The organism is Micromonospora alfalfae, assembly GCF_022230925.1.
GTDB classification, from domain to species: Bacteria; Actinomycetota; Actinomycetes; order Mycobacteriales; family Micromonosporaceae; genus Micromonospora; species Micromonospora alfalfae.
Genome location: NZ_JAKKFH010000021.1, coordinates 148,815 through 167,323 on the forward strand (window position 1 = coordinate 148,815; position 18,509 = coordinate 167,323).

20 protein-coding genes, 1 tRNA gene and 1 riboswitch are annotated in these 18,509 nt (G+C 70.3%); of the genes, 10 read left to right on the forward strand and 11 right to left on the reverse strand.

Annotated elements, in window-relative coordinates; translation table 11 throughout:
- Positions 1-8 precede the first annotated feature (8 nt).
- The 3 genes from MED01_RS17945 (at position 9) to MED01_RS17955 (ending at position 3,497) form a co-directional block, all read left to right on the forward strand.
- Positions 9-1,322, forward strand: coding sequence for a hemolysin family protein (locus MED01_RS17945; protein ID WP_238669761.1), 1,314 nt, complete (start codon positions 9-11; stop codon positions 1,320-1,322).
- Positions 1,315-2,316 (forward strand): hemolysin family protein, encoded by a 1,002-nt coding sequence (locus MED01_RS17950; RefSeq protein ID WP_112601088.1) that lies wholly within the window; start codon positions 1,315-1,317, stop codon positions 2,314-2,316. Before MED01_RS17945 ends, MED01_RS17950 begins: the two co-directional genes overlap by 8 nt.
- Positions 2,317-2,483: 167 nt before the next feature.
- Positions 2,484-3,497, forward strand: a complete 1,014-nt coding sequence (locus MED01_RS17955; protein WP_238669717.1) for a C40 family peptidase — start codon at positions 2,484-2,486, stop codon at positions 3,495-3,497.
- A 55-nt stretch (positions 3,498-3,552) separates the two neighbouring features.
- Here the strand turns inward: MED01_RS17955 and MED01_RS17960 are convergent, their stop codons facing one another.
- Positions 3,553-5,535, reverse strand: a complete 1,983-nt coding sequence (locus tag MED01_RS17960) for an N-acetylmuramoyl-L-alanine amidase (RefSeq protein ID WP_238669718.1) — start codon at positions 5,533-5,535, stop codon at positions 3,553-3,555.
- A gap of 235 nt (positions 5,536-5,770) precedes the next feature.
- A riboswitch (cyclic di-AMP (ydaO/yuaA leader) is annotated at positions 5,771-5,906 on the forward strand.
- 13 nt (positions 5,907-5,919) lie between these two features.
- On the opposite strand from MED01_RS17960, the gene MED01_RS36145 reads away from it, so the two are divergent.
- Positions 5,920-6,960, forward strand: a complete 1,041-nt coding sequence (locus tag MED01_RS36145) for a C40 family peptidase (RefSeq protein WP_238669719.1) — start codon at positions 5,920-5,922, stop codon at positions 6,958-6,960.
- Positions 6,961-7,019: 59 nt separating this feature from the next.
- Here the strand turns inward: MED01_RS36145 and dcd are convergent, their stop codons facing one another.
- On the reverse strand, positions 7,020-7,598 hold the full coding sequence (gene dcd, locus MED01_RS17970; protein ID WP_030332009.1) for a dCTP deaminase: 579 nt from the start codon (positions 7,596-7,598) through the stop codon (positions 7,020-7,022).
- Between the two features lie 99 nt (positions 7,599-7,697).
- On the opposite strand from dcd, the gene MED01_RS17975 reads away from it, so the two are divergent.
- Complete coding sequence (locus MED01_RS17975; protein ID WP_308193503.1) at positions 7,698-8,255, forward strand: pyridoxamine 5'-phosphate oxidase family protein; 558 nt, start codon at positions 7,698-7,700, stop codon at positions 8,253-8,255.
- 245 nt (positions 8,256-8,500) lie between these two features.
- Positions 8,501-8,574 (forward strand) — tRNA-Gly (locus MED01_RS17980).
- 105 nt (positions 8,575-8,679) lie between these two features.
- Here MED01_RS17980 and MED01_RS17985 read toward each other — a convergent pair.
- The 3 genes from MED01_RS17985 to MED01_RS17995 all read right to left on the reverse strand — a co-directional run bounded on the left by MED01_RS17985 (position 8,680) and on the right by MED01_RS17995 (position 11,357).
- A complete protein-coding gene (locus MED01_RS17985) occupies positions 8,680-9,300 on the reverse strand; it encodes a 2'-5' RNA ligase family protein (RefSeq protein WP_238669720.1) in 621 nt (206 codons plus the stop codon).
- Complete coding sequence (locus MED01_RS17990) at positions 9,263-10,201, reverse strand: LD-carboxypeptidase (RefSeq protein ID WP_238669721.1); 939 nt, start codon at positions 10,199-10,201, stop codon at positions 9,263-9,265. Before MED01_RS17990 ends, MED01_RS17985 begins: the two co-directional genes overlap by 38 nt.
- 187 nt (positions 10,202-10,388) lie before the next feature.
- Positions 10,389-11,357: a ketopantoate reductase family protein gene (locus MED01_RS17995; protein ID WP_238669722.1), complete on the reverse strand. Its 969-nt coding sequence runs from the start codon at positions 11,355-11,357 to the stop codon at positions 10,389-10,391.
- 82 nt (positions 11,358-11,439) lie between these two features.
- On the opposite strand from MED01_RS17995, the gene MED01_RS18000 reads away from it, so the two are divergent.
- Both MED01_RS18000 and MED01_RS18005 read left to right on the forward strand, forming a co-directional pair.
- Entirely contained in the window at positions 11,440-12,015 is a 576-nt protein-coding gene (locus MED01_RS18000) for a TetR/AcrR family transcriptional regulator (protein WP_238669723.1), read from the forward strand.
- A 164-nt stretch (positions 12,016-12,179) separates the two neighbouring features.
- Positions 12,180-12,521, forward strand: a complete 342-nt coding sequence (locus tag MED01_RS18005) for a VOC family protein (protein WP_238669724.1) — start codon at positions 12,180-12,182, stop codon at positions 12,519-12,521.
- A 24-nt stretch (positions 12,522-12,545) separates the two neighbouring features.
- Here MED01_RS18005 and MED01_RS18010 read toward each other — a convergent pair whose 3' ends face one another.
- The 3 genes from MED01_RS18010 to MED01_RS18020 all read right to left on the reverse strand — a co-directional run bounded on the left by MED01_RS18010 (position 12,546) and on the right by MED01_RS18020 (position 14,434).
- Complete coding sequence (locus tag MED01_RS18010; protein WP_238669725.1) at positions 12,546-13,190, reverse strand: dihydrofolate reductase family protein; 645 nt, start codon at positions 13,188-13,190, stop codon at positions 12,546-12,548.
- Positions 13,191-13,223: 33 nt separating this feature from the next.
- On the reverse strand, positions 13,224-13,928 hold the full coding sequence (locus MED01_RS18015) for a dihydrofolate reductase family protein (RefSeq protein ID WP_238669726.1): 705 nt from the start codon (positions 13,926-13,928) through the stop codon (positions 13,224-13,226).
- A 77-nt stretch (positions 13,929-14,005) separates the two neighbouring features.
- On the reverse strand, positions 14,006-14,434 hold the full coding sequence (locus tag MED01_RS18020; RefSeq protein ID WP_238669727.1) for a hypothetical protein: 429 nt from the start codon (positions 14,432-14,434) through the stop codon (positions 14,006-14,008).
- Between the two features lie 160 nt (positions 14,435-14,594).
- Here MED01_RS18020 and MED01_RS18025 point away from each other — a divergent pair, with 160 nt between their 5' ends.
- Positions 14,595-15,482 (forward strand): LLM class flavin-dependent oxidoreductase, encoded by an 888-nt coding sequence (locus MED01_RS18025; RefSeq protein WP_238669728.1) that lies wholly within the window; start codon positions 14,595-14,597, stop codon positions 15,480-15,482.
- Between the two features lie 30 nt (positions 15,483-15,512).
- Here MED01_RS18025 and MED01_RS18030 read toward each other — a convergent pair whose 3' ends face one another.
- The 3 genes from MED01_RS18030 to MED01_RS18040 are packed head-to-tail and all read right to left on the reverse strand — an operon-like array spanning position 15,513 to position 17,633.
- A complete protein-coding gene (locus MED01_RS18030) occupies positions 15,513-15,944 on the reverse strand; it encodes an ASCH domain-containing protein (protein ID WP_238669729.1) in 432 nt (143 codons plus the stop codon).
- 57 nt (positions 15,945-16,001) lie between these two features.
- On the reverse strand, positions 16,002-17,048 hold the full coding sequence (locus tag MED01_RS18035) for a questin oxidase family protein (protein ID WP_238669730.1): 1,047 nt from the start codon (positions 17,046-17,048) through the stop codon (positions 16,002-16,004).
- Between the two features lie 33 nt (positions 17,049-17,081).
- The gene (locus MED01_RS18040) at positions 17,082-17,633 is read right to left on the reverse strand and encodes a phosphoribosyltransferase family protein (protein WP_238669731.1); all 552 of its coding nucleotides are present in this window, start codon (positions 17,631-17,633) and stop codon (positions 17,082-17,084) included.
- A gap of 187 nt (positions 17,634-17,820) precedes the next feature.
- On the opposite strand from MED01_RS18040, the gene MED01_RS18045 reads away from it, so the two are divergent.
- A complete protein-coding gene (locus MED01_RS18045) occupies positions 17,821-18,459 on the forward strand; it encodes a septal ring lytic transglycosylase RlpA family protein (RefSeq protein ID WP_238669732.1) in 639 nt (212 codons plus the stop codon).
- The last annotated feature ends 50 nt before the right edge of the window (positions 18,460-18,509 follow it).

Below are 18,509 nucleotides of genomic sequence, written 5' to 3' on the forward strand. Positions count from 1 at the left end.
TAGCGCTGCTGCCGCTGATCGGTTTCGTGCTGCTGACCGTCGGCAACGCGTTCTTCGTCGCGGCCGAGTTCGCCCTGGTCACAGTCGACCGGGCGGAGATCGACAGGCGGGCCGCCGCGGGCGACCAGGCCGCCCTGACGGTACGCACAGCGTTGCGCGAACTCTCCTTCCAGCTCTCCGGGGCGCAGCTCGGCATCACCATCACCGCGCTGCTCACCGGCTACCTGGCCGAGCCGGCGCTGGCCCGGCTCTTCACCCCGCTGCTGCGCCCGCTGGCCGGAGACAGCACCGAGCGGCTCACCCCGTTCATCGCGTTGGCCCTGGCCACGCTGATCTCCATGCTCTTCGGCGAGTTGGTGCCGAAGAACGCGGCGCTGGCCCGGCCCATGCCGGCGGCGCTGGCCACGGCCGGCCCGATGCACACCTTCTCCCGGACGTTCGGCTGGGTGATCCGGGGGTTGAACGGCTCGGCGAACCGACTGGTCCGCGCGCTCGGCGTGGAGCCGCAGGAGGAGTTGGCAAGCGCCCGTTCACCGGAGGAGTTGGGCCTGCTGGCGGCCATCTCGGCGCGGGCCGGCGCGCTGCCCACGGACACCGCGATGCTGCTGCGTCGCACCATCCGCTTCGGTGACAAGCGGGCCGCGGAGGCGATGACCCCCCGGGTGGACGTGGTCGCGCTGCGCTCCACGGCCACTGTGGCGGAACTGCTGGAGGAGTCGCGGCGGACCGGGCGGACCCGGTTCCCCGTGTACGAGGAGACCCTGGACCTGGTGACCGGTGTGGCCGGCGTGCCCGACGCGTTGGGCGTGCCGCTGGCCGACCGCGCGTCGACCCGGGTCGGCTCGGTGGCCCGCGAGCCGGTGTACGTGCCGGAGAGCCTGAACCTGGACGGTGTCCTGGCCGCCCTGAAGGCGGCCGGGGCCGACCTGGCCATCGTGGTCGACGAGTACGGCGGCACGGACGGCGTGGTGACCGTCGAGGACCTCGTCGAGGAGTTGGTCGGAGAGATCGCCGACGAGTTCGACCCGGCGAGCGTGGACGACAACGGGTCGGCCGAGCTGACAGTGCCGGGCGGTGAACGGACGGTGCTCGTCGACGGTGTGCTCCGCTCCGACGAGGTGGCCGAGCAGACCGGTTTCCGGCTGCCCGAGGGGCCGTACGAGACGTTGGCCGGGTTCCTGATGGCTCAGCTCGGGCACATCCCGCTGGCCGGTGAGACGGTCGAGACGGACGGCTGGGAGTTCACGGTGGTCGAGGTGGAGCGGCACCGGATCGAGCAGGTCCGGGTGTTGCGCCCGGCGGATCCGGACGAGGATGACTGAGCTGCTGGTGACGGTGCTGTTGCTGCTCGGCAACGGGTTCTTCGTGGGCAGCGAGTTCGCGCTCATCGCGTCCCGCCGGACGGTGATCGAGCCGCTGGCCGCCGGGTCGAAACGCGCCCGCTGGGCGTTGTCGGCGATGAACCAGATCCCCCTGATGATCGCTGGCGCGCAGCTCGGCATCACGGTCTGCTCGTTGGGTCTCGGCGCGATCGCCGAACCGGCGCTGGCTCACCTGCTGGAGCCGCCGTTCCACGCGGCCGGCCTGCCGGAGCGGGCGGTGCACCCGGTGGCGTTCGTGCTGGCACTGGGCGTGGTGGTCTTTTTGCACACGGTCGTCGGTGAAATGGTGCCGAAGAACATCACGCTTGCCGGTCCGGAGGTCTCCGCGCTCTGGCTCGGCCCGGCGATGCTGGCATTCTGTGTGGCCACCAAACCGTTGTTGCTCGCGATGAAATGGGCGGCCCGACGGGTGCTCGCGTTCTGGCGGATCGAGGCGTCGGAGGCGGTGAAGACGGTGTTCACCGCCGAGGAGTTGGCCGGGTTGGTCTCCCAGGCGCGGACCGAAGGGCTGCTCGACGCGGAGCAGCACGCGCGGATCACCGGAGCGCTGGCCCTGCATGCCCGGACGGCGGCCGACGCGCTGCAACCGTGGTCGACGGTGGTGACGGTGGCCGAGGACGTCTCGCCGGCGTCACTGGAGGTGCTGGCGACCCGGACCGGCCGGTCCCGGTTCCCGGTGGTGCAGCGGTCGACCCGTCGGGTGCTCGGCTTTGTGCACGTCAAAGACGTGCTCGGGTATGCCGGGCAGGGCCGCCGGTCCCCGGTGCCGGCCGACGTCTACCGGCCGCTGGCGGTGGTGCCGCCGGACCGTACGCTGGCCGATCTGCTGCTGGCCATGCGTCGCGAACGGCGGCACATGGTGCTGGTCAGCGACGGGCGGCGGCCACTCGGCGTGGTCACTCTTGACGATGTATTGACCGCAATCGTTGGGTGATGGACCAATACCCTTGGTGTGCAAGCGGTTGCACGACAGTGATGGTTACCGCGCTCGCCTTGATTACCGCCCCGAGCTTCCCTAATGTGGGGCACCGACCGCTGTGGGTCGTCTGCCTCGGCCCTTCCCTCACGCGAGGCGCCCGGCGGTCGGTTGCAAAGGAGTCGGTGCCGGTGGCAACCATGCCCCCTCATCGTCACGACCTGAATGCGTCTGCTCGCTCTGGTGGCCTGCGTCGCGTCGCGCACCGGGTGCTGATCCTGGTCGCCGCGGCGGCCGTCGGCGCCGGTCTGCTGACCGCGCCGGCACATGCCGCGCCCACGGTCGACGAGATCGAGGCTCAGATCGACAAGAAGTGGGAGCAGTTGGAGCCCACCATCGAGCAGTACAACAAGGTCCGGGCGCAGCTGAAGGTCAACCGGCAGAAGTCGGCGAACCTGCAGAAGAAGATCGAGCCGCTGGCACTGCAGAGCGAGCTGGCGCTCAACCGGGTGGGCGACCTCGCCTCCCGTTACTACATCTCGGGCCCGTCGCACGACATCGGCGCGCTGCTGGTCAGCGCCAAGCCGGACACGCTCACCGAGCAGCTCACCATCCTCGACCGGCTCGCTTCGCAGGAGCGCAAGGAGGTCGAGGGTGTGCTGGCCGTGCGGGCCAAGTACGACGGCGAGAAGCAGAAGCTGGACGCGCTGATCGTCACCCAGACCCGCCAGCAGAACGAGCTGGCGGCGAAGAAGAAGCAGATCGACGGCGAGATCAAGCAGCTCGAGGCGTCGATGCCCAAGACCACTGTGGTGACCGCGGCCTGCCCGACCATCAACGGGGTGGTCAGCGCGGCGGCCCGCACCGCGATCAAGACCGCCTGCGGCAAGGTCGGCAAGCCGTACGTCTGGGGTGCCACCGGCCCGAACTCGTTCGACTGCTCGGGGCTGACCCAGTACGCCTACAAGGCGGCCGGGATCTACCTCACCCACCACACCGGCGACCAGTGGAACGAGGGCAAGGCCATCTCGCGGGGCGATGCCCGCCCCGGCGACCTGGTCTTCTTCTTCTCCGGCCTGAGTCATGTCGGGCTGTATCTGGGTAACAACCAGATGGTGCACGCGCCACGTGCCGGTAAGCCGGTGCAGGTGTCCAGCATCACCACAATGCCCATCGCCGGGTTCCGCAGACCCGGCTGATCCACCTCGCGCGATACGACGGCCCCCGGTCACCGACCGGGGGCCGTCGTGGTTCTCAGCGGGGCGCGCCCACCGGGGACGGCAACAGCTGCACGTCGGCGAGGTCGACGTACATGATCCGGTGGCCGAACTGGATCTGCGCGTACCGGTTCTTGCCGCGGATCACCGTCCAGTCGCCGGGTGAGGAGCCGTCGAACGTGCTGGCCCGGTAGTACTCGCCGGCCAGTACCGCGCCGACGGCGTACCGCTGCCCGGCGGCCAGGGTGTACTGGAGCGGCGAGATCGCCTGGTAGGGCACCCCTTCCGGGTACGCGGACTGCTCCGGGTACGCCCGTCCGTAGACCGGAATGGTGGTTCGGCCGGGCTTCGGCGTGGCCACCACGCCGACTGTCCAACTGGCGGTCGGCGCGGACGCCGGGTTGTGGAACCAGGCCCGCTGCCCGAGGTACCAGATCGCCGTCCAGTCACCCTGCCGCCCGGCCAACGCGTACGTCTGCCCGGCGGATGCCCGGGCCCCGTGGTCGGACACGGACATCGTGTTCGGGGTGCCGTCCGGACGGAGCGCGATGTCGTTCACCAGCGGCGCGTCCGCCGACGGTGCGCTGCGCAGCACCACAGCGGAGGAGCCGCGTGGCGCGCAGGGCACGCCCGCTGTGACGCAGTCGGTGAACGCCGGCTGGTTGGTGGCGTAGTCCGGGTCGATCCGGACCAGCCCGGTGGCCGGGGTGCCGGTGTCCAGTCGAGGCGCGTGCAGCAGGTCGAAGTAGTGCGTCCAGTCCCAGTACGGGCCCGGATCCCAGTGCATCCCCCGCACTGTCGAGGGAATGGTGCCGGGCACGTTGTCGTGGCCGATGATGTGCTGGCGGTCCAGCGGAATGCCGTACCGCAACGCCAGGTGCCGGACCAGCTTCGCCGAGGTCCGGTACATCGCCTCGGTGTACCAGGTGCCCTGCGCCGCGAAGCCCTCGTGTTCCAACCCGATCGACTTCGCGTTGACGTACCAGTTGCCGGCGTGCCAACCGACATCCTTGGTCTTCACGTGCTGGGCGATGTGCCCGTCGACCGACCGCAGCGAGTAGTGCCAGCTCACGTAGGTCGGATCCTGGACGAGTTGCAGGGTGGTGGCCCAACTCGCCTCGGTGTCGTGGATGACTATGTACTCGATCTTCTGCCGTGCGGGCCGGTCGGAGAGGTCGTGGTTGCCGTAGTCCCCGTCGCCGAACGCCTCGTAGGGCGCCGGGATCCACTCGCACGAGATGCTGCGCGGGCACTCCACCCCGTCCGGGCGGGCCAGGCGGCGCAGGCCCAGCGGGTCCAACCAGGAACGCTCGGGCCGCACCGCGCGGGCCGGCAGGCTGACCCGCTGGCCGTCGTCGGTCACCCGGGCTTCGCCCGCGCCGATGGTGGTGAAGACCTCGTCGGCGAAGGCCGCGGCGGCGTCGGCGCTGTCCGCGCCGGAGTAGCGGGCCACCGCGCCGTACCAGGCCGCCGGGTCGGTGTCCGCGCCGACCGGCGCGCCCAGATCCCTCTGGTACGCGCTCAGCAGCGCAGCCCCACCCCGGATGTTGAGACCCGCGTCGGTGCGCAGTGCCTCGGGGGTGGCGCCGGTCAGCGTGGCGGCGGCGTCGACGGTCTGCAACGCGGCGGTGGACGGCGCGGGTGCCTCGACCGGCCGGGGCGCGGGCACCAGTGCGGAACGGGAGTCGTCGCCGCGCGGGTCCTCGGCGCCGGCGTCGTGGTGGCCGCGCTCGGGGAGGGCGGCCACGTGCCGGGCATCGGTCAGGTGCATCGGGCCGTAGCCGCCACTGGTGCTCGGTGTGCCGGCGTTGGTGTCCCAACGGGACTCCAGGTATGAGACGCCGAGCAGCACGACGGCCGGCACGCCGTACTCGCTGGCCGCTGCGGCGTACTGCTGCTGGCGGTCGGTGGTGGGCGCGGCTGCGGCCGGGCCGGCGGAGAGTGGCACCGTGGTCGCGGCGGCTACCACAGTGGCGGCGAGCAGTGCGCGCCAGCCGGCCGACAGGGTTGGATGGTGCATCGAACCCCCTAGATTCTCGCGGAGTGAGGTCAGGTCACCATCGCGCCGTCCGGGAGGTCAGGTCAATACCTTTCCATCTATCGAAGCTTGCAGAAAGAATTCTTCACACACGGTCGGTGACGTCGTCCAATCGGTACGGAGTGTCACTGCCGCACGGGTTGCGGATTGGTAACAGGCGTCTCTACTCTGGTCATTCGTCGGGCCGACAGCAGCTCCGCCCAGCCCGGGCGGTAACGGACCGACACCGCCGAGTCGTTTTCGAGCGAGCCGGGGACCCAGGTCCCTCGGGGTGAATCCGCAGCCACTGCGGTAGGGCGCCGACTTCCCGCCCGAACCCGTCAGCTAACCCGGTAGGCGGTCAGGAAGAAGGAGTACGAGACCCCGGTGGCACTCCATGCCCCGCGGCCGTCGTCCGACCGGTCGGCATCAGCCGGCCCGGCGTCGATCGTGCCGCGCCCACGCTGGTCCCGCTTCACCACCGCTCTCGCCGCGCTGGCGGGCATCGCCGTCGTCCTGACCGGCAGTGCCACGGCGGCCCACGCCGACCCGTCCGTCGCCGAGATCGAGCGCCAGATCGACGCCGACTGGAACAAGCTCGAACCGATCATTGAACGGCACAACGCCACTCGCACCGACCTCGCCGCGAAGCGCAAGCAGGCAGACGCCCTGGCCGCCCGGATCACTCCGCTGGAGCGCCAGGTCGACGCCGCGATGGACAAGGTCAGCGCGCTGGCCGTACGCGCCTACAAGGGTGAGAACGTCTCGACCGTCAACGCGGTGCTGGGCAGCCGGTCGCCCAGCGAGGTGGTCGGCCAGCTCGAAATGCTCGACCGCTTCGCGCACAACCAGCAGAAGGACGTACGCCAGGTGGCCGACCTGCGCGACCAGTTGGCCGCGCAGAAGGCGCCGCTGGACGAGATGGTGGCCCAGCTGACCCGCACCGAGGCTCAGCTGGCGGCGAAGAAGAAGCAGATCAACGAAGAGATCGACCGCCTGCAGAAGCTTCGCCTCAAGGTGTACGGCAACGGCGGCGGCGGTCCGCTGCGCCCGGCGCCCTGCCCGGGTAGCTATCCCGGCGGCGCCGCGGGCACCGCTGTCAAGTTCGCCTGCGCGCAGATTGGCAAGCCCTACGTCTGGGGTGCCGAGGGCCCGAACTCGTACGACTGCTCCGGGCTGATGCTGGCCGCCTGGGCGAAGGCCGGCGTGTCGCTGCCGCACAACGCCGCCGCCCAGAGCCGGGTCACCAAGAACGTCAGCAAGGGCGACCTGCGCCCCGGCGATTTGGTCTTCTACTACAGCGACATCCACCACGTCGGCATGTACGTCGGCGGCGGCTGGGTGGTGCACGCCTCGCAGGCCGGTCAACCGGTCAAGATGAAGAAGGTCGACGACGGGCCGATCCACAGCTACGGCCGTCCCGGCTGACCCCGGACGACCGAAGGGCCCGTCGCGATCTGTCGCGGCGGGCCCTCGTCGTCGTGGTTCTAGCGGGTTGGCCAGGTGCGCCAGTGCTGCCAGGCGCGGCTGGGTGTCGGTCCCCGCTGGCCCTGGTAGCGCGAGCCGTAGACGACCGAGCCGTACGGGTGCTCGGCCGGCGAGGAGAGTCGGAAGATGCAGAGCTGCCCGATCTTCATGCCCGGCCAGAGGGTGATCGGCAGGTTCGCCACGTTGGAGAGTTCCAGCGTCACGTGACCGGAGAAGCCCGGGTCGATGAAGCCGGCTGTGGAGTGCGTGAGCAGCCCGAGCCGGCCCAGGGAGCTCTTGCCCTCCAGCCGGCCGGCGAGTTGGTCACCCAGCGAGATGACCTCCAGCGTCGAGGCGAGTACGAACTCCCCCGGGTGCAGCACGAACGGCTCACCGTCGGGGACCTCGACCGCCGAGGTCAGGTCGTCCTGCTGCATTGCCGGATCGATGTGGGTGTAGAGGTGGTTGTTGAAGACCCGGAACAGCCGGTCGAGTCGGACGTCGATGCTGGAGGGTTGGACCAGGGTGGGCTCGAACGGCTCCAAGCCCAGCGTGCCGGCCTTGATCTCGGAGACCAGGTCGCGGTCGGAGAGCAGCATCGGACCACCATAGCCGCGTTGCCGAAGGTGGCCGGATTCGGTGGCGGTGACCAGCGCGTCGAGGTCGCTGCTCGTACATTTGTTCGATAGAATGCCCACATGGCTTCCTGGTCCGAATTCGCCGCCGACGAGCCCCGACTCGCCGACGGGATCCGCGTTCTCCTCCAGCAATACGGGCCGGGCTTCGGCTATCTGGCCACGGTCCGTGCCGACGGCGGGCCCCGCGTCCATCCGGTCTCCCCGGTCATCACCGCCGAGGGGCTGTTCTGCTTCATCATCGACTCGCCCAAGCGCCGCGACCTCGAACGTGACGGCCGTTACGCGTTGCACTCGTTCCCCGCGGAGGAGAGCGACGACGAGGCGTACGTGGCGGGGAGCGCCCGTCCGGTGACCGATCCGGTCCGGGTGGCGCAGCTGGCGCAGACCGCCCGGGCCGAGCCGCAGGTCGACTGGCGGCTCTTCGAGTTCACGGTCGACGTGGCCATGCTCACCCGCCGCGAGCAGCACATCGCGGGCATCCCGGGCCTCGCGCCGGGTCGGCCGGCCGTTCGGGTCTGGCTCGACCCAAACGCCCCGTCGGCGGTGGCGGCGCCCGTCGCCGTCCCGCAGGCGCGTCCGACCCGCCTCAGCCGTGACGTCCAGTGCACTGCCGCCTGACCACGGCCGGAAGATCATCGGTGCCGGCTCCGTCGTAACGGAGCCGGCACCGGTCGTACGCACCAACCCGGCCGCCCGCGGTGATCAACTCGACTTCATGGAAATCGCGCTGTCCCAGCGCCCCGGATGCCCCGACTTCCAGAAAGCCGAGTGGATCAACCCGGACGAGGGGTACGCGGACAGCCGCGACCGGCGGGGGTGCCTGGGTGCAGAGGCTCGACGACTCGGGTACAGTGGTGCCGCTTGCGGGTGTAGTTCAATGGCAGAACATCAGCTTCCCAAGCTGACAGTGCGGGTTCGATTCCCGTCACCCGCTCCACTGCGAAGGCCCTGGTCAGGACATGAGTCCCGGTCAGGGCCTTCGACGTTCCTGGGCACGAGGACCCGGCGGCTCAGCCACGGGAGCAGGGGCCGCGCCTCAGCTTCACGCTGTGGCCGCTGCGAGTCCCGTACCAGCCGACCCAGGCTGTGTGCTGCCCAGTGGAAACTCGCAGACGGTGCGCCAAGGACTGATGTCCGGTGTTCCGGCGATGAGCCGGACCCTGTCGATGGTTGCGTTGATCGGCAGGTGCGCGGCGATGGTTTCCGCGGCGTGGCTCAGCGTGGGCTTGGCGGCGTCGTGACCGATGGTCAGGTGCGGCACCACGTCGCTGTGCGCTCCGGCATACGGGGGCGCCTCGGGAAACTGCTGCCACACCGCCGTCGTGAGCTCCCGGAACGGACGATCTGGCTGCGGAGCGAGCCAGACGACCGTGTCTCCAAACCAGCCGACGTTCGTCAGTGCGACGTCGAACCGCGGTATCCCGACAATGGTCTCGCGCAGCACCGCCATGACCTGCTCATCGATCTGCTGCGGGGGCAGGAACGGGTAGAGGACTGTCACGTGCGCCGGCACGCCCCACCCGGCGGCCCGGTCGAGCGATGCCCGGAACCGGCCCACCGCCTCCTCGGCCTCGGGTATCGGCACGATGAGGGCCGTTTGTGTCGGCTCCATAACCTGCGGCTTCCTATCGGTAGTCGGCGAAGATTCGACGTTGCACACCATCGACGGTGATCGGGCCGCCGTGGGGAATGATCCACTGTGGTTTGGTGTGGCCGAACGGGACGCCGACGCAGACGACCGCCTCGGGGTTGTAGCGGGTCACCACGTCGACGACAGTGTCGCGCTGCTGCTCGCGAAGGAGCGCCCGTTCCGCCGCGGGGGGTCGACGGGTGTGGTCGGAGACGGGCGGACGGGCGACCAGGACCGCGTCGACGGCGCTGAGGAGACCGCGTTCACCAAGTGAGCGGACGATCCAGCCAACCTCGCGGGCGGGGAGGAGTTCCTCGGACGTCTCGATGATCAGCACCCCGCCGTGCAGGACCTCCGGGGGAAACGGGAAGCGTCCCGCCGTCAGGATCCACTGGATGACTTCCAGGCAGCCACCCCAGGTGGGGCCGGTGACTGCGCGGGACGGCCCGTACCAGCTCCACGGCTCCGTCGGTTCGCGCTCTCCGTGCGACTTCAACGCCTGCGGGTCTGCCCAGTCGATGCCGATGTCCTCGGACTCACCCGGGTCGGTGATTTCCAGCCGTTCCCCGGTGAGCAACGCCGCTCGCAGCGAGCGCACGTGGATGTCGTCGACGGCAGGCCCGGGGCCGAGGTGAACCTGGGAGGACCCGCCGTAGAAGCTGGCGATGCCGAGGCCCCAGAGCCAGTGGTGCAGGTTGGTGTTGTCGCTGGTGCCGAGGAACGGTTTCGGGTCGGCTCGGGCCAGGTCGCCGTCCAGGTGGGGGATGACGGTGATCTGGTCCTCGCCGCCGACGACGGCGAGAATGCCGCGTACCTGGGGATCTGCGAAGGCGGCGTTGATGTCCGCCGCCCGTGCCGCCGCGCTCGCGCCCACCTGGCGGGTGGTGGGATATTCGACCGGAACGAGGCCGGTCAGGTCAGCAAGCCGTCGCATGGCCTGCTCGTGGATTCCGGGATAGGCACCGGCCGCAGCGAAGGACGGTGAGAGGACCGCGAGGTGGTCCCCCGGGCGTGCCTTCCGGGGACGAACAAGCTCATGCTTCATGTCGAGATCCAACAGCTGCGTGAGCCCGTTCGCATCTCATTTTGGGGCGGCTGTGAACGCGCACGCCTGTGGCGTTTCAGCACCTGCGTACTGATGGCTGGATCGTTTTCTCGGCGGCGAAGTAGGGCTCGGCCGCCTCCAGTCGGGGCACCTCCACGCCCAGCCTGCGCGCCTGCGCCAGGGTGTCGCGGCAGACCGCGCGCAGCTCCTCGGGGTTGGCGTGGGCCTCCATGACCAGGCGCATCGGCGGGAAGTGCCTGAACAGCCAGGCCATCGCCGGTGCTGCCAGCCAGACGGGCGCAGTGAAAGGAAGCAGCTCGCTGCGGTGCCGCCGCAGATCAACGCCGCGAGCCTCGACGAGCCGCAGGAGTTCGCGGGTGGCAAGGATCGCTTCGCGTACGTTGCCGGACGTCAGCTTGGACAACGAGCCCGACTTCAGGCTCTGCGTGTGCAGGCCCGCGTTCTGAACGAAGTGGATCGACAGCCAGCCACGGAAGTCGTCGTTCTCCTGGAGCCTGAACCCCGCCTCACGAAACACCTGGCGCACGGCCCGCTCGCGCTCGGTCGGCGGCCGATCGAGAGTGCCGAAGAAGACCACGGGCAGCAGAGCCCCACGCAGCACACCGTCGTCGCCGAAACCACCGCCGGCTCCGGGGAAGCCCCAGGCCACCTGGTCGGCGGGGAGGTGTTCGGTCGCGGTCAGCGGCTCGACCCAGAGGTTGTTGAAGACGAGCACGGTGGCTCTGCCCGCGCGCGATCCCAGGAAGGCGGTGGCCTCCGCGAAGCTGTAGTGCTGCACGCTCAGCACGATCAGATCGAAGTCGTGGTCCGGCTCCAGCGACTCGCGATAGCGCACCGGCCACCTCTCGGCGACCCGCTTCCCCCACGGTCGCCGTCGGGTGTCGAGCAGGTCAAGGTCAATCGCATTGCCGTACGCAGCGGCCCGCCCCGGCCGGACGTAGAACTCGACGTGGTGTCCGGCCCGTTCCAGGGCCCATCCGTACATCGCGCCGATGACGCCCCGGCCGAACATCAAGATCTTCACGCGGCACCTCGTACCCTATAATTGGAGATTGTCTCCGATTCTAAAATATGGAGATAGTCTCCACTTGTCAATGGAGCCCCACGTGACCGATGCCAAGCCACTGCGCGCCGACGCCCGCCGCAACCGCGACGCCCTGATCGCCAAGGCCCGCGAGCTCTTCGCCGACGGCCGCTTCGACCTGCGCTTCGACGACTTCGCCAAACTCGCCGGCGTGGGCACCGGCACGCTCTACCGCCACTTCCCCACCCGGGAGGCCCTGGCCGAGGCGGTCTACCGCGAAGAACTCACAGCGATGTGCGACAGGGCCCGCGAGCTGCACGCCACCCTCCCCGCCGACGAGGCGCTGGAGTCCTTCCTGCGTGGCTTCGTGGACCACCTGCACGGCCACGAGGGCCTCGCCCGCACACTCGCCACGCTCATGGCCACCCAGTCGGGCGCACTGGCGGAGGGTGCCCAGGCCCTGGGCCAGGTCATCGACGACCTCCTGGCCGCCGCCGTCAACGCCGGAGCCATCCGCGACGACGTGGGCGCCGGCGCCGTCATGATGGCCCTCCACGGCATCTGCGCGGCCTACGACCACCCGACCTACCGAACGGACGCGGACGGCGTCATCACCCTCGTCCTCGCCGGCCTCCGCCGCGGCGTACCTGCTCGGTGATTGATCCTGATCCAGGTCTTGGGCCTGCGGCCGTGGTGGCCCCGTTCGATCTGGATCAGGTCGGCCTCCTCCAGCACGGCGAGGTGTGGTGGTTCCTGCCGGGCCTCGCCAGCGGCTAGGGTCCGGCTTGGAGGTGGTCCGTGTTCACCGAAGCCTTTCCGATCGTGACGACACCTGACCTGCCACGACTGATCGCGTTCTACCGGGACGTGGTCGGCTTCGAGCTGACCTACCGGTTCCCGGACGAGGGTGCACCGGAGTTCGTCGCGCTACGGCTGGGCAGCAGCGAGCTCGGCCTGGCCGCCAACCCGGAGGCTGGCGGGCCGGCCGACTCGCACCGCTGGGAGTTGTGCGTCTACGCCGACGACTGCGACGCAGCCGTGGGCGCGCTGCGTACCGGTGGAGCGACAGTCACCGAGGAGCCGGTCGACCAGCCCTGGGGTGAACGGTCCGCGCGGGTCACCGACCCCGACGGCAACCGGTTGCTGGTGCTGGCCCGGCTCTAGACGAACGGGCCGCGGCCAGGGCTGTCATCGCCTCCAGAACAGCAGATGGGTGACTCCGCTGGGGCTGGGCACCGATTCGAGGTGGAAGCGGTCGAGCAGTTCGTCGGGGCTGTCCCACAACCGCTCTCCCCGGTGGAGGTCGACGGGCGCCACTGCGATGTGCATCGTGTCGACCAGATCGGCCTCGATGAACTCGCGGATGGTGGCGACCCCACCACCGAGGCGTACGTCCCGACCGTCGGCAGCCTGTTTCGCCTCGGCCAGTGCCTCGGCCGGGCTGACATCGCGGAAGTGGAACGTGGTGTCGGACAGGCTGAACGACGGGCGCACGTGGTGGGTGAGCACGAAGACCGGCGTGTGGAACGGTGGGTTGTCCCCCCACCAGCCCTGCCAGTCATGGTTCTCCCAGGGGCCACGCTGGGGGCCGAACTTGTTGCGGCCCATGATCTCCGCGCCGATGTTGCTCTCGGCGTCACGGGTCAGGTAGTCGTCCAGGCCACGGGTGCCCCCCGGCTCGGTGCGATACACGAAGCTGGCGGTGGCGGCACGCCAGGAGAACAGCGGTGTGGGGTCCGCGTGACCGAAGGGCCGTTCCAGGCTCTGCCCCTCCCCGGTGCCGAACCCGTCGCGCGAAACGTTGAAGCACTGCACCCGCAACAGTTGCGCCATGGTGTCTCCCCCCTTCCTTCGATGGGCAGTGATTCAGTTCGCGGTCACCGTCGGGCCGCCTCCCCTGCCCCTGTCGTCGAGCACGAGCGGGGCGCGACCGCGCACCGCGTACCGGATGTGGGTCACCTGTGGGGTGGCGAGGACGCGGGTCGGCATCAGCTCGACTCCCTCCCGATCGCCCAGGTCGAGGTCCGCGTCGAAGAGCCGCAGGCCGGTGCCGAGCACGACCGGTACGACGTGCAGTTCCAACTCGTCGAGCAGGCCGGCCTTGAGCACCTGCCGGACCAGGCTGCCGCCCCCGGCCACCGCGACATCCTTGCCACCGGCCGCGGCGCGCGCCTGCTCCACGGCGCTGGCCACGCCGTCGGTGACGTAGGTGAAGCTGGTGCCCCCTCCCCGCTGCAGCCGCTGGCGGGGACGGTGGGTGACGACGAAGACCGGCGCGCGAAACGGCGGCTCCTCACCCCAGGGGATCTCACCCCCGTCGGCCATCCGGCGTCCCATCACGTACGCGCCGGCCGCGCCGAACGACTCGGCGATCACCTCGGAGTTGGTGTCCTGCTCGCCGCCGGCAAAACCCTGCCGTTCGCGCCAGGCCGCCGCTTCGGTCGCCCACCGGGTGACCCGGAAGAACTTCGCGCTCTCCGCCGAGTCCATCCAGTTGCCGTTCCCGTCGAACTGTGGGCCGGCGTAGAAGCCGTCCACCGACACCGACAGTTGTGCGGTCACCTTCGTCATCGCGCTCCGATCCTCTCCTCGGGCGACACCCCGCCTGGGTGCCGCTCCCCGAGGGGTCGGAGCCGAACGCGATGTCCCTACCGGGAAGAAGTGTGACGCGTGCCACTTGCGGGCTCGGTCAGGTACCACGTCCCGGCGTGTTCCGGGTCGCGTGACCAGCGCATCCGGGGCTTCTCCTCCGGGCGGGGGCTCCAGTCCCGGTAGGGCGAGAGGGCCACCCGCCAGGCGATCACCGCGAAGAAGTAGAGGCCGGGGCCGACCAGCCAGAGCAGGGCGTCGCGTCGCCGATAGGAGGCGTAGGGCGCGAGCCACGCGGTCGCCGCCATCGGCATCGCGACCGCACTGAGGTCGGCCACCGGCCCACGGCCGAATCGAGCCTCGATCAGCTCGCGGAGGATGAGGGACGGAACGACCACCCCGACCAGCAACGCCACCGTACGGATCATGCGGACCCGGCGGGCCCGGCGATCCGGAGATACGCGGGCAGCAACTGCTTCGGTGGGCATCCCCGGAGAGTACGGGCCGGCCGCATCTGTGGATCTAGGACTGCCGGTCGGGGATGGTCGCCTCGATCCGCAGACCGATACCGGTCAGACGCCGGCCCTGATCGATGAATCGCCTGGTCCACGAGGTGCCGGGGCGCGGGCGGCCGGCCCGGCTAGGGTGGTGATCATGCGGATTGGCATCGTGATTCTGCCGGACCAGCGGTGGGCGGAGTCGCAGCGTCGCTGGCGGCAGGTCGACGAGTGGGGCTTCGACCATGCCTGGACGTACGACCACCTGGGTTGGCGTGACCTGGTCGACGGCCCGTGGTTCGACTCGATGGCCACGCTGACCGCGGCCGCCACTGTGACCTCGCGGATTCGACTGGGCACTCTCGTGGCGTCGCCGAACTTCCGACACCCGGCCGCGTTCGCCAGGCAGATCACCACCCTGGACGACGTCTCCGCGGGCCGGCTGCTGCTCGGTCTGGGAGCGGGTGGCAGCGGCTTCGACTCGGCGGTGCTGGGTGGTGAGACGCTGCCACCGCGTCAGCGGGTCGACCGGTTCGCCGAGTTCACCGAGTTGTTGGACCTGATCCTGCGGGAGGACGGCGCCACCTGGCGGGGCGACTGGTTCGCCGCTGTGGATGCTCGCAACAACCCCGGCTGTGTGCAGCAGCCTCGGGTGCCGTTCGTGGTGGCCGCCAACGGGCCACGGTCGATGCGGTTGGTGGCCCGCTTCGGGCAGGGGTGGGTGACCACCGGCACCGGTGACGACAACGACCTGGCGGGTTGGTGGGCCAGTGTGTCGGCGCTGTCAGCGCGGATGGACCGGACCCTGGACGAGGCCGGCCGCGACCCGGCCAGCCTGGACCGCTACCTCTCGCTGGACGCTGGGCCGGTCTTCTCGCTCAGCAGCGCACAGTTCTTCGCCGATCAGGTCGGCCGGGCCGCCGAGTTGGGCTTCACCGACGTGGTGACGCACTGGCCGCGCGCCAGCAGTTGGTACGCCGGTGACGAGGCCATCCTGGTGGATGTGGCGACGCGGTTGCTGCCACAACTACGCGGCTGAGACCGCCACCGAACCGGCTGGGGCGGCCGGTCAGGTGCCGAGGTCGCCGCTGGCCACACCGCCCTCGCCGCCGGAAACCAGGCGGAAGCGCAGGCAGACGATGGGGGTGTCGCCGTCGACAGGGGTGCCGAGCCGCGCCCAGTAGGTCGAGTGCCCGGCCCGCCACTCCTCGATCGAGCGGTCGCCCTCGCCCTCGGCGTGGGCGAAGTCCCAGGGCACGTCGGCGAAGCGGACCACCTCGACTCCGGTGATCTCCACGACGCCGGCCAGTGCGTTGTCGTCGTCGACAAGCGCCAGGCGTTCGCCGACGTGCTCCAACTCCTCGCCTTCTTCCGCGTACTCGGCGAGCCGGCCGGCCGTCGCTGTCTTCACACCGGCCAGCACCAGGGTGTTGAGGGTTGCCCGCAACTCACCGGGGGTGCCGAGGGCGAGGGCGCGCAGTTCACCGATCCGAGGCCACATCCTGCCGAGGCTAGGCCAGGGCGGCCCGGCCCGCCGCCGCAATACCCGTCGCCCCGCTCAGATCAGTTGGCCGGCGTAGCCGGGTGCGGTGAGGAGCCGTTCGTCAGCACTGGTCGCGTACGCGTCGAGGATCGCGTCGGCGAGCTTGACCACGTGCTCGTCGCCGTGGCGGGCCGCGCGGGCGAAGACCTCCGCCGGTGTTGCGGGGGTCACTGTCGGTGGCGCGATGCCGTGGGCTGGGGCGTACACGGAGGTCATGGCCGCCGTCGCGGCCCAGGCCGCGGTGAGGCTCGGCGCCCACAGGCCACGGTCCAGTGCCGGCAGGGTACGCAGCACGGCGGTCGGGGCGGTGACCGCGTGCACCAGCATGACCGGCGCGGTGTGCCCGAAGCGCAGGTAGTTCAGGCCGGCCCGGTGCACCAGCGTGGTGAGCCCGCGCTCCGCCTCGGCCGGGCTCCGCGCGGGGCGCAGCGTCGCGAGTGCCGGCTCCCATCGGGGTACGCCCGGCAGTTGGTCCAGCCGATCCCGGACGCCGCCGGTCTGGTCGTCGATCCGGGGCAGCCCGGCCAGCGCGGCTGCCACGTCGATGTCGTCGGTGTCGGGCTGGTCCGGATCGCCGCTGAGCAGCCGGTCGGTGCCGGGGATCGGCTGCCAGCGGGCCGCCCAGTAGCCGAGGGCCTGGCCCAGCTCGGTGAGCCGCTGTGGGTTCTCGTCGTCCGGGTCGAGCGCGCGTACGGCGTGCCCGACCCGGATCACACCGTGCGTGGCACCGGCGGCGATGCCCGGCAGCAGCCGGGGCCACCAGGTGCCGAGTACCGCACGCCACTGGTGTTCGCGCAGTTGCCGGTCGAAGTAGGCCAGCCAGTCGCCGGCGCGCTTCGGATCGCCCAGCGCCGACCGCCAGTCGTCGATCGGGTGCAGCCCCCGGGGCAGTTCGTCGAGGCGGCCGAGGTAGTCGTCGAGCCACCGGTGCACCCGGTGTGGGTGCCCGTGTCGGACCAACGCCTCGACGGCCATCGGCCCGTGGTTGGACAGCCAGCCCTGATATTCGGGGCCGGTTCGGTGCAGTCGCTCGTACGCCTCGTCGAGAACTCCGTCACTCATCAGCCGATCGTCGGTGCTGAACCTCGCTTCAGGTCAAGCGGGCAGATCCGCGGCGTCGATCAGGCCGGTGATCCGTAGGTCGGCAGCGACCTCGGGCGGGCAGTCCACTGCCACCACTGCGGTGCCCAGCACCTCGGCGCCCCGCGCGGCGCAGATGTCGTAGAGGGCGCGTAGCTGCGCGCCGGTACGCACCCAGTCGTCCACCACCAGCACCCGGTCGCCGGGGCCGAGGTGTCGGTCCCGCACGGCGAGGTCCACCCGTCGACCCCGGTAGTCCGGTGGGCTCTGCGCCCAGGTGAGCGGCCCGGCCGGCAGTCGTCCGTCACCGGCCTTGTGGGCGGCCACGAAGCCGACGCCGAGGGCGGTGGCGGCCAACGGCCCGAGGAGCAGCCCGGTGACGGCCGGCGCGAGCACCACGGTGGGCCGGGCGGCCCGGTACGGGGCCACCAGGGCCGGCCCCAGCTTGGCCAGCACCGCCGCGTCCCGCCACCAACCGGAGATGTCGCTGACCAGGTGACTGGTGTCCGGGCCGGGGTCGATCCACTGGAACAGGGCGGCCAGGCGTTCGGTCAGATCGGCGGGCATCCGCTCATCCTGCGGCACGGGCGGCGGGCGCGGTGGCACCCGGGCCACCCGGCCCACCCGGGGTCGGATGATCGGCTACACGTACCTGTGCAAATACGGGCATACCACCATGATCACGTTGACGTCGGAAGTACTTCTCTCGTTACGGTCCGACCCGGTTTGTTCAGACGACGAAAGGACCGGGCCGGTGGTAGGCAAGCACTCTCGTACCCGCATCTTCTCCTCCCCGGCGGGCATCGTGGCCACCGCGGCGGTCGGCGTCGCCCTCGCCGTCGGAGGCACCGTAGGTGCCGTGCAGTTGGTTTCCGGCTCCGACCAGTCGGGGCAGGTTGCTCTCGACCTCACCCCGACCACCGCCGCGAGCAGCCTCACCCCCAGCTCCCCGGCCGTCACCCCGAGCGCCAGCGCCTCGCCCAGCGTCACCGCCAGCCCGTCGGCGACCCGGTCGCAGCAGGCCGCCTCCCGGGGCAGGGAGCGCACCTCGTCGCCGAAGCCGAAGCCGAAGCCGACAGTCAAGAAGACCACCGCCGCGGCGAAGGTCCTGGACAGCGGTTCGTGCGGCGCCTCGTTCTACTCCGACGGGCAGCTCACCGCCAACGGCGAGTCGTTCAACCCGAACGCGCTGACCGCCGCGCACAAGACGCTGCCGTTCAACACCAAGGTCCGGGTGACCAACCCGGCCAACGGCAAGTCGGTGACGGTACGGATCAACGACCGCGGCCCGTTCATCGACGGCCGCTGCCTGGACCTCTCCCGGGCCGCCTTCGCCAGCATCGCCTCGGTCGACGTGGGTGCGCTCACCGTCCGCTACGAGGTCCTCGGCTGAGCGGGACCGGCGACGCCGATTCGGTCGGCCGACTGGGCCGGCCGGACAGA

What these genes read in the sequence shown, in the direction of transcription:
- MED01_RS17950 (WP_112601088.1), top strand. Translation starts at nt 1,315, where the DNA reads ATGACTGAGCTGCTGGTGACGGTGCTGTTGCTGCTCGGCAACGGGTTC.
- MED01_RS17960 (WP_238669718.1), bottom strand. Translation starts at nt 5,535, where the DNA reads ATGCACCATCCAACCCTGTCGGCCGGCTGGCGCGCACTGCTCGCCGCC.
- dcd (WP_030332009.1), bottom strand. Translation starts at nt 7,598, where the DNA reads ATGCTGCTCTCCGACCGCGACCTGGTCTCCGAGATCAAGGCCGGCACG.
- MED01_RS17975 (WP_308193503.1), top strand. Translation starts at nt 7,698, where the DNA reads ATGGCTTCCTGGTCCGAATTCGCCGCCGACGAGCCCCGACTCGCCGAC.
- MED01_RS17985 (WP_238669720.1), bottom strand. Translation starts at nt 9,300, where the DNA reads ATGGTGTGCAACGTCGAATCTTCGCCGACTACCGATAGGAAGCCGCAG.
- MED01_RS17990 (WP_238669721.1), bottom strand. Translation starts at nt 10,201, where the DNA reads ATGCGACGGCTTGCTGACCTGACCGGCCTCGTTCCGGTCGAATATCCC.
- MED01_RS18010 (WP_238669725.1), bottom strand. Translation starts at nt 13,190, where the DNA reads ATGGCGCAACTGTTGCGGGTGCAGTGCTTCAACGTTTCGCGCGACGGG.
- MED01_RS18015 (WP_238669726.1), bottom strand. Translation starts at nt 13,928, where the DNA reads ATGACGAAGGTGACCGCACAACTGTCGGTGTCGGTGGACGGCTTCTAC.
- MED01_RS18020 (WP_238669727.1), bottom strand. Translation starts at nt 14,434, where the DNA reads ATGCCCACCGAAGCAGTTGCTGCCCGCGTATCTCCGGATCGCCGGGCC.
- MED01_RS18030 (WP_238669729.1), bottom strand. Translation starts at nt 15,944, where the DNA reads ATGTGGCCTCGGATCGGTGAACTGCGCGCCCTCGCCCTCGGCACCCCC.
- MED01_RS18035 (WP_238669730.1), bottom strand. Translation starts at nt 17,048, where the DNA reads ATGAGTGACGGAGTTCTCGACGAGGCGTACGAGCGACTGCACCGAACC.
- MED01_RS18040 (WP_238669731.1), bottom strand. Translation starts at nt 17,633, where the DNA reads ATGCCCGCCGATCTGACCGAACGCCTGGCCGCCCTGTTCCAGTGGATC.